Annotated in this window: 11 protein-coding genes; all 11 read right to left on the reverse strand. The window is 39.0% G+C overall.

Annotation, left to right across the window (positions count from 1 at the left end; translation table 11 throughout):
- Window position 1: 1 nt before the first annotated feature.
- On the reverse strand, window positions 2-958 hold the full coding sequence (locus FFM51_RS04925; protein WP_137597526.1) for a DHH family phosphoesterase: 957 nt from the start codon (window positions 956-958) through the stop codon (window positions 2-4).
- Window positions 959-1,055: 97 nt separating this feature from the next.
- Window positions 1,056-2,174, reverse strand: coding sequence for a DNA polymerase IV (gene dinB / locus FFM51_RS04930; RefSeq protein WP_137597527.1), 1,119 nt, complete (start codon window positions 2,172-2,174; stop codon window positions 1,056-1,058).
- Window positions 2,175-2,358: 184 nt separating this feature from the next.
- Window positions 2,359-2,751, reverse strand: coding sequence for a preprotein translocase subunit YajC (yajC, locus tag FFM51_RS04935; protein ID WP_223875895.1), 393 nt, complete (start codon window positions 2,749-2,751; stop codon window positions 2,359-2,361).
- 70 nt (window positions 2,752-2,821) lie between these two features.
- Window positions 2,822-3,964, reverse strand: coding sequence for a tRNA guanosine(34) transglycosylase Tgt (gene tgt, locus FFM51_RS04940; protein WP_137597528.1), 1,143 nt, complete (start codon window positions 3,962-3,964; stop codon window positions 2,822-2,824).
- 11 nt (window positions 3,965-3,975) lie between these two features.
- Window positions 3,976-5,013, reverse strand: coding sequence for a tRNA preQ1(34) S-adenosylmethionine ribosyltransferase-isomerase QueA (gene queA / locus FFM51_RS04945; RefSeq protein WP_137597529.1), 1,038 nt, complete (start codon window positions 5,011-5,013; stop codon window positions 3,976-3,978).
- 3 nt (window positions 5,014-5,016) lie between these two features.
- On the reverse strand, window positions 5,017-6,042 hold the full coding sequence (gene ruvB / locus FFM51_RS04950; RefSeq protein WP_137597530.1) for a Holliday junction branch migration DNA helicase RuvB: 1,026 nt from the start codon (window positions 6,040-6,042) through the stop codon (window positions 5,017-5,019).
- Between the two features lie 13 nt (window positions 6,043-6,055).
- Complete coding sequence (gene ruvA / locus FFM51_RS04955; RefSeq protein ID WP_137597531.1) at window positions 6,056-6,655, reverse strand: Holliday junction branch migration protein RuvA; 600 nt, start codon at window positions 6,653-6,655, stop codon at window positions 6,056-6,058.
- Between the two features lie 110 nt (window positions 6,656-6,765).
- Window positions 6,766-8,733 (reverse strand): DNA mismatch repair endonuclease MutL, encoded by a 1,968-nt coding sequence (mutL, locus tag FFM51_RS04960; protein WP_137597532.1) that lies wholly within the window; start codon window positions 8,731-8,733, stop codon window positions 6,766-6,768.
- On the reverse strand, window positions 8,730-11,315 hold the full coding sequence (mutS, locus tag FFM51_RS04965) for a DNA mismatch repair protein MutS (protein ID WP_137597554.1): 2,586 nt from the start codon (window positions 11,313-11,315) through the stop codon (window positions 8,730-8,732). Before mutS ends, mutL begins: the two co-directional genes overlap by 4 nt.
- A gap of 176 nt (window positions 11,316-11,491) precedes the next feature.
- The gene (gene rny, locus FFM51_RS04970) at window positions 11,492-13,051 is read right to left on the reverse strand and encodes a ribonuclease Y (protein WP_137597533.1); all 1,560 of its coding nucleotides are present in this window, start codon (window positions 13,049-13,051) and stop codon (window positions 11,492-11,494) included.
- Between the two features lie 242 nt (window positions 13,052-13,293).
- Complete coding sequence (recA, locus tag FFM51_RS04975) at window positions 13,294-14,358, reverse strand: recombinase RecA (protein WP_137597534.1); 1,065 nt, start codon at window positions 14,356-14,358, stop codon at window positions 13,294-13,296.
- Window positions 14,359-14,386 lie beyond the last annotated feature (28 nt).

The following is a 14,386-nucleotide window of genomic DNA, read 5'->3' on the forward strand; positions in this document are numbered from 1 at the left end:
CTTATTCTCCTTTTTGTGTTTCTATCGTTAACTGATCCAATTGAGCAATAATTTGTTTAATTTCCTGCTCATCTTTTGCTTTCGCACCACTAGCTAATGGGTGTCCTCCACCATCGTGTAATTTAGCGATTTCATTAATATGAGCATCCTTTGAACGCATGCGAACTCGATAAGTACCATCATCTTGCTGAACAAAGATAGCCCACGATCGCACTGTCTTGAGTCGACCAGGAATTGGCACAATACCAGCAGTCCCTGAATCACCTAAATTAAATTTAGCTAAAATATCGTTAGTCAAAATTAGATAAGCTGCTCCGTGCTCCAAAACGGTCAAGTTCTCATAGACATAGGCAGATAAACGCGCTACCGGTAATGAGAGCTCGTTTTCATGTTGTCCAATTGCTGCTGCATCAGCACCTGCTTCCATTAAACTTGCTGCGACTCTCATGGTATGTGGAGTGGTTGCAGGATACAAGAAACGTCCTGTATCCCCTATAATGCCAGCTAATAATGCATGGGATGCCTTTTGTGGAAGTGTTAGCTCAGTTCTAAATTGATCATAAAAATCGAAAATTAATTCCGACGAACTAGAAGCGGCCTCTCTCACCCACATAATATCACCGAATGGTTCATCATTAGGATGATGGTCAATCTTAACTAATTGAGCCCCTTGATCGAACCGTCGATCATCAATCCGTGGAGCGTTGGCAGTATCCACCACAATCACTAATGCATCGTTGAACGCATCGTTGTCAATCTCGTCCATCGCACCAATCCAGTTAAACCCAGCAATTTGTTTACCAACGATCGAAATTTCCTTATACGGAAAAGAAGCACGCAATATCTCTGCTAAACCAACTTGTGATCCGATCGCATCAGGATCAGGACGTTGATGACGATGAATTATAATTTTTGAATACTTTTTAATTTGTGCAAAGATTTGGCTCTGTACATCCATTATCTTAATTTCTCCTCTAATTTGTACTAGCAACTTAATGCTATATATACTGATCGTTCCTTAGTATACAGGTTATCTGTACCAGTTTCAAAGCAGCTTACTGTTTAAATAGTGGTAAAGTAATATTTTCAAACATTAACGGAGCCAAGTTAGTCATTGTAATACCTAATAATCTAATCTTTTGTGACGACGCCTGAAGTTCTTCCATAATCTGATTAGCAAGAAAATAAATTGCTTCCTCTGAATTTTCAATATATTCAACCTGCGTAATTCGCTTAGTAATTGTTGTAAAGTCCTGATAGCGAACCTTCAAAACTAGGGTTTTTCCATGTTTCTGCTGTTGTCTTAAAGCATCAGATACCATCTGTGCAATTTTTTTTAGTTGAACACTGGCTTCCGCATCAGATACCAGTAACTGGGTGTAGGTCCTCTCTTTGCCAATCGACTTACGATCACGTTGATATTCAACTGGTCGATCGTCAATGCCTCGTACCCGCCTAAATAAAATATATCCTAACTTTCCAAAATGCTGCATTAACGTTCCTTCACTTAATGCAAACAACTCCTGTCCTGACTTAATTCCTAAATCATGCATTTTAGGCACTGTTTTCTTCCCAACACCTCTAAATTTTTCAATTGGCAACTGCATTAGAAAATCGTGAACATCAGCTTGTCTAATTATCGTTACACCCACTGGTTTACGATAGTCTGATGCCAATTTTGCCAAAAACTTATTATATGAAATTCCCGTTGAACACGTTAAATGCGTTTTTTCAAAAATTTCAGCTTGCAGTTGATGTGCTAATTGGACAGCACTATCAATTTGCAATTTATTTTCGGTTACATCAAGGTATGCTTCATCAAAAGCAATTGGTTCAATTTTATCAGTATACTCGTGAAAAATAGCATGAATTTGAGCAGAAACCTGCCGATAAATTGTAAAATCAGGCGTTTTAAAAATAGCTTTTGGGGCAAGTTCTAATGCTTTCTGAGCCGCCATAGCGGAATGAACACCTGCTTTTCTAGCAATGTAATTAGCAGTTGTAACAACACCGTGTCCACCTGTTTTTCGTGGATCCTTGGCAACTATCAAAGGCTGATTACGCCACTGCGGGTGGTCACGCATCTCTATAGACGCATAAAAAGCATCCATATCAATATGAATAATTTTACGAGAATCATCGACTTGCAATGGTTGTTCCATAAATTCAGCCATCTAATCACCACCAATTGAGGTAAATTATAGCAAAAAAGTTATCCAGTAACAGTTTCTGCGCATCCTACTACTAAACAAACAACATACACAAATATTACCATCAAAATTCAATTTCTAAAAAAGCTATCAAAAAAGCCGCGACAAACAAGTCACAGCCTCAATATACATTAAATTTTAAATGAAATTACTTTTCTGAATCACTAGCAGCACTTTCAGGTTCAGCATCTGCTGACTGACTTTCATCGACAGTTGCTTCACTGGTAGCTGCAGCATCAGAAGTTGACGTAGTCTCAACAGCAGGTTGTTCCTCTGTTGTAGCAGGTGTAACACTAGCAATTGCAGCGAGATCAAAAGTCAAAAAGATTCCTTCGCAATCTAACACAACCGTTTTATTAGCATTGTTGACTTCATCAATCACACCATGAAGGCGCCCAATTGTAATTACTTTGTCACCCTTTTTTAGTTTACTAACCATTTCCTGATGTTTGTTCCGTTGACGTTGCTGTGGTCGAATCATCATGAAGTACATCAATGCCACCATAACAACAATAATTAAAATTCCAGACATTCCTTGCATCTAATTAACACCCTTTCAAAAACATTATAGGTTATACTCTATCAGAAATTCATATAAATTACCAACTATCTTAAAAATTTCGTGCATTTAATTGATTAAAACCATACTTTTCAAATACCATTTCGCGAAATTCTAATACTTGGTCATCTGCAATTGCTTGACGCAAATCTTGCATTAGATGATTGAGAAAGTATAAATTATGGTAACTTGTCAATCGAATACCAAATGTCTCGTTAACATGAATTAAATGCCGAATATAAGCCCGGCTATAGTTACGACATACATAACAGTCACATTCGGAGTCTAACGGGCCAAAGTCACGCGCATACTCTGCATTTTTGATTACTAATCGTCCGTGAGAAGTCATACAAGTTCCATTTCTTGCTATTCGGGTTGGTAAAACACAATCAAACATGTCAATTCCTCGAATAACACCATCGATCAGTGAATCAGCTGTTCCAACACCCATCAAGTAACGTGGCTTATTTTCAGGTAAAAGTGGGGTTGTAAACTCTAATACACGGTTCATTTCTTCTTTAGATTCTCCAACCGATAAACCGCCAACTGAATACCCCGGGAAATCCAAGCTTACTAGATCACGGGCACTTTGCTGCCGTAATTTTTTAAACCCCGCACCTTGAACAATTCCAAACAAGCCCTGCCAATCCGGGTTCTGATGTGCCTCTAATCCTCGTTCAGCCCAACGACTAGTTCGCTCAACAGATTTTTTTATATAATCATATGTTTCAAAGTATGGTGGACATTCATCAAAGCTCATCATAATATCAGGACCAAGTGCATTCTCAATTTGAATTGCTTTTTCTGGTGATAAAAACATCTTGCTTCCACTTACTGGATCGCGAAAAGTGACACCTTCTTCTTTAATATCACGATGTTTTGCTAATGAAAACACTTGAAAGCCACCTGAATCAGTTAAAATCCCCTTATCCCAATTCATGAATTTATGCAGCCCACCAGCCTCTTCAACCAATTTTTCTCCTGGCTGTAACCATAGATGATACGTGTTGGCCAAAATAACTCCTGCTCCCATCTCATCTAATTCGTCAGGGGAGATACTTTTGACGGTAGCTTGCGTTCCCACAGGCATAAACATAGGTGTCGGAAAAGTTCCGTGTGGCGTAATTAGCTCGCCTAATCGCGCTCCTGTATGCTTATCTTTTTTAATCAGCCGATATTTAATTGCTGGTTCCATAAATTCCTCCGTTATTTAATAAACATTGCATCACCAAAACTAAAGAAACGATATTTCTCTTGGATGGCATGCTGATAAGCATTTAAAATCTTATCGCGACCTGTAAAAGCAGCCACTAACATCACTAACGTAGATTTAGGTAAGTGAAAATTAGTAATAAATGCATCGACAACTTTCCACTCATATCCTGGCTTGATGAAAATGTCAGTCCAACCTGAATCTGCCTTTATTGCACCATCAAACTTGCTACCAATTGTCTCTAACGTTCTAATTGATGTTGTCCCTGTGGCCACAATACGGCCACCATTTTGTCGAACTTCATTTAGTGTTTTAGCAGCTGCTTCATCTAAGCGGTAAAACTCACTATGCATCTTATGGTCTTCAATTCTTTTTTCATCCACCGGTCTAAATGTTCCTAAACCTACGTGTAAAGTCAAGTATACGAGTTTAACACCCTTAGCCTCGACCTTTTGTAAGAGCTCTTTTGTCCAGTGTAACCCCGCTGTTGGTGCTGCAGCAGAACCATTTTCCTTTGCATAAACCGTTTGATATCGTTCAGGATCATCAAGTTTTTCTTTAATGTAAGGTGGTAACGGCATCTCACCTAATTTTTCTAGCACTTCCATGAAAATTCCATCATAGTGAAATTCAATCATCCTACCACCATGATCTAATTCTTCCTTGATTGTCGCCGTTAATTCACCATTTCCAAAAGAAATTTGAGAACCAATTTTTAATTTTTTTGCCGGCTTAACCAATGTTTCCCATGTATCACCCTCAGTATTGTTTAATAACAATACCTCCACATGACCACCAGTATCTGGTTTAATACCATAGATTCTAGCTGGTAACACACGTGAATTATTCATAACAACTGCATCCCCTGGATTCAGTTGATCCAAAATATCATAAAAATGTTTATCTTGCATTGCCCCCGTTTTATGATCCAATACTAATAAGCGTGATTCATCGCGTTCCTTGATTGGAGTTTGGGCAATTAATTCATGTGGTAAATCGTAGTCAAAATCATCAACTGTTAATTCAGACATTTTTTATTCTCCTTTAGTTTGTGGCAAATCAATTCCAAGATGTTGATAGGCAGCCGCTGTCACAATGCGACCACGTGGCGTGCGATTGATATAACCAATTTGTAATAAATATGGTTCATACATTTCAGCAATCGTATCTGCCTCTTCACCGATATTGGCTGCCAATGTGTTTAATCCTACTGGTCCACCTTGATAAAAATTAATCATGGTCGTCAATAGTTTAATATCTGTCTCATCAAGTCCCATATTGTCAACCCGTAACAAATTCAATGCAGAAATAACAACCGTTTGATCAACAGCCGATTTCCCATCTACTTGAGCAAAATCACGAACCCGCTTTAATAATCGATTGGCAATTCGAGGAGTGCCACGTGAACGTAAAGCCAATTCATGAGCACCAGCAGTTTCAATTTTAGTTTGAAAAATTGAGGCAGTTCGAAAAATAATTTGTTCCAGCTCTGCTACCTGATAATAATCCATGTGTTCCACGATTCCAAACCGATCACGTAATGGTGCCGATAATAGTCCGGCCCTTGTCGTTGCCCCAATTAATGTAAATGGTGGCAGCGGAAAATGGACCGGATGAGCAGTCGGGCCTTGTCCGACCACAATATCTACAAAGAAGTCTTCCATGGCAGAATAGAGCATTTCCTCAACAATTTTAGGTAACCGATGAATTTCATCAATGAATAAAACATCGCCCGGCTCAAGTTCATTTAACAAAGCCACCAAATCACCCGGTTTTTCAATTGCAGGCCCACTTGTTGTTCGAATGTTGACTTGCATTTCATTTGCAATCACCATTGCTAGCGTTGTTTTACCTAATCCTGGTGGGCCATATAATAAGACATGATCTAATGATTCATTTCGTGCTGTCGCAGCTGTAATATAAACCGTTAACTCATGTTTTATTTTAGATTGCCCAATATAATCGGATAAGTGCTGCGGACGCAGTGATGTCTCAATAACACTTTCTTGCTGATCAGTCGTTTCACCTGATAATAAATGTTGATCATCACCCAACTTCATCCGCTCCTCTCGTCTACTTAGTTAATAGTGTCAGTCCATGACTGAGATATTCATCCGTTGAAGTTTGCGGTAATTCCCGCAACTTCTTTGCAATACGCTCGACTTCCTTACTACGATAGCCTAATGCTTCTAATGCAGCAAGTGCATCTAATAACTCGACTGGATCAGAGCTATTAGTTGTTGATGCAACAATAACATTATCAGTTTGATCTAACGACGTAATTTTATCCTTTAAATCCAGAATAATTTGTGAAGCTGTCTTTTTACCAACACCTGGAAACTTAGTCAGGTAGCTGGAATCATTATTGGCAATCGCACTGATTAAACCACTATGATCTTCATTGGCCAAAATTGCTAAGGCACTCTTAGGCCCAATCCCTGAAACATTGATTAACTTTTCAAACAATTGTTTTTCCGCTTGATCAATAAACCCGTACAGCGCCATTTCGTTTTCTCGTACAGCTTGATACACATAAATTCGGACTAATTTGTCGTTATTTTCTTGATACCTGTATGGATTAGCCGTTAACAGTTTATATCCAACTCCAGCAACATCCAACACAACAAAATTGGGTGTCACAATTGTGACATGACCTTCAAAATATTCGAACAATTTAATCCCTACTTTTCTTCAATTTGCTTGTTAGATTGTACCACATATGTATTTTAGTGCGCCCATAAATTTCAACTAGGCACACACTAAATAGTCACTTGATTACTAGCTTAGAACTCATGATCATCAAATTCTTCGGCAAACGAACTATGTGAATCTTGAATTCGTTTAAACATCTTTTGGAGATCTGTATCCGAGAAATGAACTAATACAGGGCGACCGTGGGGACAATTAAACGGATTTTCACATTCGGGCAACTTTTTCAACAATGCCTTGGCTTGTTCTGCATTCAAATAATGATTAGCTTTAATTGCGCGTTTACAACTCATCATGATGGCCGTCTTCTCACGAAATTGAGCTACACTCAGTTGTCCATCATTGATTGTCCAATCAATCATTTCTTTAATAGTGTCTTCTTCTTGTCCTTCTTTAAACCAAGTTGGATGGGCACGGATAATAAAGCTATTTTGTCCGAATGGTTCTGGATCAATTCCAACTTGTTGAAGCACAGCCAAATGTTCATTTATTTTCATAACATCTGTAGTAGGATAATCCAACACTAGCGGAACTAGCAAACTTTGTGTGTCATTACTAACCTCACCTATTGCTTGCCGATAATACTCATAATTAATTCGTTCCTGAGCCGCATGTTGATCCAAAATATATAATCCATCGGCTGCTTGTGCCAATAAGAAGGTTCCATGGAATTGACCCAAATATTGCAGCGTTGGAAACCGATCTTTATTATCAGATCCATGTTGGTCCAATTCTAGTTCAATGTTTCTAGGCTTAGCTACTGGATCAAAGACGTTAACAGCATCTTCACCAAAAGGACTCGCTGAATTTTCTTGTCGATATTTTTGATCAAAATCTTGCATTAATGGCGTTACTAATTCACTTTGTGTCTTAATCACAATTGGTGCCACGCTTGGATCATTGTCAACAATATTTTTAGTGTTGCTCTCTTGCGTGGAAACGTTAGTACCATCATGTTCTAATGGATACGACTGTGAAACTTCATTTAAACTTTTTTCTAATTTTCCATAGTCAATTTGATGCTCATCAAATTGGTCCAATGCATCTGGAATTAAATTTTCTGTCGCAATCCGCTCTGAGATAGTTCTAGCGATTAACTGTCCCAGTTGTTCTTCCTTACTAATTCGGACTTCACGCTTTGCTGGGTGCACATTAACATCCACCAATACGGGATCCAATGTTATATTGAGAACACTAATAGGATACCGACCAACCATTAACTTAGAACCATAGCCTTGAATCAAAGCTCTTGTTAGCTGAAAATTACGAATATACCGATGGTTGATCATAATTGAAATATACTGTCGTGAAGACCGTGTAACTTCTGGTAATGAGGTGTACCCCTCAATCGAAAAATCAGCATCATGACCACTGAAATCAACCATCTTACGTGCATTACTGATACCATAAATTGCAGCCACTACCTGTTGTAGGTTCCCATTTCCTGGCGTCCGCAAAATTTCATGATCATTATGCATAAAACTAATTGCAACGTCAGGATTTGCTAGCGCTAATCGATCGACAATATCAGTAATTTGCGTTAATTCAGTCTGAGGTGATTTGAGATACTTCAACCGTGCTGGAGTATTGAAAAATAAATCTGTTACCGTAATATCCGTACCACGGCGCGTTTGAGCCGGTTGATTAATTAGTAGTTGGCCACCCTTAATTTGAAACTTGGTTCCTGAATCTGCTCCAGTAGATGTGATCATCACAACATCAGCAACCGATGCAATACTGGGCAGCGCCTCACCGCGAAACCCCAACGACTTGACCTTAAACAAATCTTCTCGTGAAGTAATCTTGCTGGTAGCGTGACGTTTGAATGCAATCGGAACATCATCGGCCGCAATTCCATCACCATCGTCAATAATACGAATACTATCTAATCCAGACTGCGATACAATAATATCAATCTGGTGACTGTGGGCATCTAACGAATTTTCAACTAATTCTTTTACAATCGAAGCAGGCCGTTCAATTACTTCACCAGCAGCAATTTGATCAGCTAAAACCTCATTTAATTCATGGATTTTGTTCATGCTTTGCCGCCTCCCGATTGAATTTTACGTTGCCATTCGTACAGCTGATTCATCACATCCATCGGGGTCATGGTCATTAAATTTAGCTGTTTAAGTTGAGTAATTATTTGTTCATATTTTGGATCAAGTTGAACAGTGTCAAACAACGCTAATTGCTGATCTGCTGAATTTTCAGTTTGTTTTGGTTCGATAGCTTGTGCAACCGTCTTACCAGCTGGTAACTGCACATCTTTATTCTCTAACTGCGTTAAAATCTTATTAGCTCGCTGTAATAATGAATCTGGCATCCCCGCCAGCTTAGCCACATGAATTCCGTACGATTGATCCGCCGGCCCTGGTTCAACCTTGTGCAAAAATACTAATTCACCATTTTTTTCAACAGCGCCAACATGGACATTCACCAATTGAGGTAATGAATCGGACAGTTCTGTTAATTCATGATAATGCGTTGAAAACAGTGTTTTGGCATGAATATTATTATGCACAAACTCAATAATAGCCTGTGCTAGTGCCATACCATCAAAAGTTGCCGTTCCACGACCAATTTCGTCAAATAAAATTAGACTGTTGGCGCTAGCATGGCTGAGAGCATTGTTAGCTTCCTGCATTTCAACCATAAATGTACTTTGACCAGAAATTAAATCATCTGCCGCACCGATTCGGGTAAATATCTGATCAAAGATTGGCATTTGGGCCTCTTTAGCAGGTACAAAGCACCCCATTTGTGCCATAACAACTGTTAATGCCAATTGACGCATATACGTACTTTTACCGGACATATTAGGACCGGTAATTAATAAGATCGTGGTTTCATCATCCATTGTAACGTCGTTTGGCACATATGTCTGGTGACCCATGAATTTCTCAACTACTGGATGACGGCCATCAATAATATGCAATTCATGGCTCGAAGTGAATTTGGGCCGAACAAAATGATATGTTTCACTCACGACCGCAAAGCTTTGCAATACATCTAATTGAGCTACTGCCTTAGCCAACTGTTGTAGGCGTTCAATTGCCGCCTTAACTACTTCCCGAACCTTTGTAAACAAGTCATATTCCAATGCCGTCGATTTTTCCTGTGCTTCCAAAATTAGTGCTTCTTTTTCCTTCAACTCCGGCGTCGAAAAACGTTCAGCATTCGTCAACGTTTGTTTTCGTTCATAACGATCCTGTGGCAATTTAGATAAATTAACCTTAGTGACCTCAATGTAATAACCGAATACGTGATTAAAACCAATTTTTAAATTATTGATCCCCGTAACTTCACGTTCCTTAGCTTCCATTTGCGCAATCCATTGCTTACCGTTTTTCATTGCGTCACGATATTCATCTAGTTGCTGATTATAGCCATCTTTAATAACATTGCCATCTGTCACCGACATCGGTGGCTCATCATTAATGGCTCGTTCAATCAGGCCCGCAATATCCTCAATTGGATCCAACTTTTTTTGTAGCTCCTCAAAAGCCGGGGCAGCCAATGATTCCAAAATATATTTAATTTTGGGAATTTGTTCCAACGATGTCCTTAGTTGAATCAAATCACGACCATTTACATTTCCGTACGCAACGCGCCCTGCTAATCGTTCCAAATCATAAACTTTAGTCAATTCATCTTGCAAGTTACTTCGTTCAAAATAGTGCGTTAAAAGCTCCTGCACTTTGTCTTGCCGTTCGATGATTGCAGCTTGATCTAGTAACGGCCGATCCAACCATTGTTTTAGTAAACGGCTTCCCATTGCCGTTTTGGTCTCATCAAGTAGCCAAACAAGTGTCCCTTGGCGCTTACCACTGCGAATATTAGTATTCAATTCCAAATTGTACTTAGAATAATGATCCATTTTTAGAAAATACGACGGTTCGTAAGCAACTGCTCGTTGTAAATGAGCTAATGACCTTTTTTGTGTCGTCGTTAAATATGAGATTAGAATTGAAACTGATTCTTTTTGTAACGACTCATCCAAATCCTGGGTTAAATAACTTTGTTCTGCTGAAGCAACCACTTTATCCTGATGCGAAATTAATATTGAACGCTGCTTAAATTGATCCAAAATATCATCAGGTACCGACTGATCAACTACCACTTCTTTAGTTCGTAAATTAATCATTTCATTCATGAGTGTTGTTGCCGTTTTTAGAAAACTGGTTTTTAACTCGCCAGTGGATAAATCAACATACGCAAACCCAAACTCTTTTCCCTTATTTGCAATCACTGCCGTTAAATAATTATTATCGCGAGCCTGGTCTCCGGATAAATCCATTTGTGTCCCAGGAGTTACTAATCGTGTAACAGCTCGTTTCACCATTCCTTGAGCCTGCTTAGGGTCTTCCATTTGTTCACAAATAGCGACTTTATAACCCTTATCGATCAAAATATCAATATAATTTTCAACCGCATGATGGGGAACCCCACACATTGGAATTGGATTTGCAGCACTTTTATTACGTGTTGTTAATGTAAGTTCCAGTAACTGGGCTCCCTTAATTGCGTCATCGTTGAATAATTCATAAAAATCACCTAAACGATAAAACAAAAAAGCATCCTGATATTGATCCTTAATTACTTGATATTGTTGCATCATTGGCGTTTCTTTTGTTTTTTGTGACACGCAATTTCACCCCGTTATCAATGTACATTCATAGCAATAATTTTAACACGTTTTTGGCAGAAGTAACATTGCAAACCGCCCGATTGTAATTCAATTAAATGGAAACAAACAAGGATCGGTTCCAAAGCACAATCGCTTGGTCCCAATCCTTATTTGGCATAATCAACTGAACGAACTTCTCGAATCACGGTCACCTTAATGTGACCAGGATATTCAAGTTCATCTTCAATCTCATTTTTTATATCATGTGATAAAGTTGCCGCCTGTAAATCTGAAATCATTTTTGGCTTTACAATTACACGGACCTCTCGGCCAGCTTGAATTGCAAAACTATGGTCAACGCCTTTATGTTTATTAGCAATTGACTCCAGTTGCTTTAATCGTTGAATATAATTTTCCAGCGATTCGCTTCGTGCTCCCGGTCGGGCTCCAGAAATCGCGTCAGCCGTCGCAACCAATACAGAAATAACATACTCAGGCGCCACATCACCATGATGCGACGCAATTGCATTAATTACAACTGGGTTTTCCTTATACTTTGTTGTTAGTTCAACACCCAATTCAACGTGGGAACCTTCAACTTCATGATCAACTGCCTTACCAATATCGTGTAATAATCCTGCGCGCTTAGCTAATGTAACATCTTCACCAAGTTCAGCAGCAAGAATGCCTGCTAACTTAGCAACTTCAATTGAATGATTCAAAACGTTTTGACCGTAGCTAGTACGGTACTTCATCCGCCCAATTATTTTAATTAAGTCTGGATGAATTGAATGAATTCCCAAGTCGAAGACGGTTTGTTCACCAATTTCACGAATTTGTTGGTCCATGTCCTTTTGAGCCTTAGTAACAGCCTCTTCAATTCGTGCTGGATGAATCCGGCCATCTTGAATTAATTTTTCTAACGCCAGACGAGCAATCTCTCGTCTAATTGGGTCAAAGCCACTCAACACAACCGCTTCTGGTGTATCATCAATAATTAAATCAATTCCTGTCAGAGTTTCTAACGTGCGGATATTGCGGCCTTCACGACCAATAATCCGTCCCTTCATATCATCATTAGGTAACGTTACCACTGACACGGTCGTTTCCGACACCATATCTGCAGCACTACGCTGAATAGCAGAAACGATTAAGTCCTTTGCTTTTTTATCCGCTGTAGCAGCTGCTTCTTGTTCACTATCACGAATCAATACTTCACGTTCGTGACCCAGTTGCGCCTTGGTCTCATTCAAAATCAATTCTTTGGCATCATCACGTGACATCTCTGCCACTCGTTGCAATTCAGTCTCACGTTGTTCAATCAATTGTGTTACTTGTTGTTGATCTTTTTGAATTTGTTCTGTTTGTTCATCAAGCTTGTGCTCTCGCTCGCCCAAAACATTTTCGCGTTTTTCAATAGAATTATCTTTACGATCCAGAGTTGTTTCACGTTGTAGTAAACGATCCTCTTGCTTTTGAACTTCAGCACGACGACTCTTTAGTTCTTCTTCAACGTTTTCCCGATACTGATGACTTTCTTCTTTTGCCTCTAAAATTGCTTCTTTTTTGGCAGTCTCAGCCTCTTTATTCGCAGTGTTAATAATCCCTTCGGCAGTATTATGTGCTTGATCTAATTGTCGTTCAAAACTAGTTTTACGGACAAAATAACCCACAATAACACCGACAACAATAGCGATCACGGCGAGAATTATGCTTAATGCATTCATTTTTTCACCTCCGTATCAACTATTAAATTGTTGCTGTTCAAATAATCTTTAAAAATTTAATGTGTTAATTGATTATTTACACTGGATTAATTTTAATATTGCAGTGCTCACATGTCAACTAGTTGTCACTTTATAAACCGCATGATTACTATCATAACGTCAATTAGCACCATAAAATATTTTTATAATAAAAAACTATGACGACCAATATCGTCATAGTTTGATAGTTTTGCTACTAAAATTTACTCTTTTGGCGTCGTTTTATCGTCCAAATCAAGCTCTGTTGGATCATTTTCACTGGCTTCGGCAGTGCTGCCACCGTCCATACCATAAGCAATCCGAACTTTTTGCATTAATTCTTCCATTGCATCTGGATGATCAGCAAAATATTGCTTAGCATTCTCTCGACCTTGTCCAACCCGCTCGTCACCATATGAGTACCATGAACCGCTTTTATCAACAAGGTCCTTTTCGACAGCCATATCAACTAATTCACCGGTCTTGGAAATTCCGTGACCATACATGATATCCACTTCAGCACGGCGAAATGGAGGCGCAACCTTATTTTTAACAACTTTAATTTTAGTTCGATTTCCTAAAACTTCAGTTCCATTTTTTATTTGTTCTGCTCGTCTGATTTCTAGACGAATGGTTGAATAAAACTTCAATGCACGACCACCGGGAGTGATTTCTGGATTACCAAACATCACACCAACTTTTTCACGAATCTGATTAATAAAAATCGCAATTGTCTTGGTTTTATTGATTGAGCCAGATAATTTTCTTAAGGCTTGTGACATCAATCGTGCTTGTAACCCCACATGGGCATCGCCCATTTCACCTTCAATTTCGGCTCGTGGAACTAATGCAGCTACAGAATCAACTACCACAATGTCTATTGCACCACTAGAAATTAGAGCATCTGCAATCTCTAACCCTTCTTCTCCAGTATCCGGTTGCGATAATAGCAAGTCTTCAACATTGACCCCCAAAGCTTCAGCATACTTAGGATCCAAGGCATTTTCAGCATCAATATATGCAGCAGTACCACCTTGATGTTGTACTTCAGCAACTGCATGTAAAGCAACAGTTGTCTTACCAGAACTTTCGGGACCGTACATTTCAACAATTCTACCACGTGGATATCCACCAACCCCTAATGCTTCATCTAGAGCTAGTGAACCACTTGAAACAGTAGCGATTTTAGTATCAGCTTGGTCCCCCATGCGCATAATTGAACCCTTACCGAAATTCTTTTCAATTCGTCTTAATGCAGCATCAAGTGCTGCTTTTCGTTCGTCAGCCAAGTTAGTTCCTCCTTAAAATTCGAACATC

The organism is Paucilactobacillus kaifaensis (assembly GCF_005405145.1).
Lineage (GTDB): Bacteria > Bacillota > Bacilli > Lactobacillales > Lactobacillaceae > Paucilactobacillus > Paucilactobacillus kaifaensis.

Excerpts from the sequence above, each read along its gene's own strand:
- tgt (WP_137597528.1), bottom strand. The coding sequence starts at position 3,964 with ATGGAACCAGCAATTAAATATCGGCTGATTAAAAAAGATAAGCATACA.
- rny (WP_137597533.1), bottom strand. The coding sequence starts at position 13,051 with ATGAATGCATTAAGCATAATTCTCGCCGTGATCGCTATTGTTGTCGGT.
- yajC (WP_223875895.1), bottom strand. The coding sequence starts at position 2,751 with ATGCAAGGAATGTCTGGAATTTTAATTATTGTTGTTATGGTGGCATTG.
- FFM51_RS04925 (WP_137597526.1), bottom strand. The coding sequence starts at position 958 with ATGGATGTACAGAGCCAAATCTTTGCACAAATTAAAAAGTATTCAAAA.
- mutL (WP_137597532.1), bottom strand. The coding sequence starts at position 8,733 with ATGAACAAAATCCATGAATTAAATGAGGTTTTAGCTGATCAAATTGCT.
- ruvB (WP_137597530.1), bottom strand. The coding sequence starts at position 6,042 with ATGAAGTTGGGTGATGATCAACATTTATTATCAGGTGAAACGACTGAT.
- mutS (WP_137597554.1), bottom strand. The coding sequence starts at position 11,315 with ATGATGCAACAATATCAAGTAATTAAGGATCAATATCAGGATGCTTTT.
- dinB (WP_137597527.1), bottom strand. The coding sequence starts at position 2,174 with ATGGCTGAATTTATGGAACAACCATTGCAAGTCGATGATTCTCGTAAA.
- queA (WP_137597529.1), bottom strand. The coding sequence starts at position 5,013 with ATGTCTGAATTAACAGTTGATGATTTTGACTACGATTTACCACATGAA.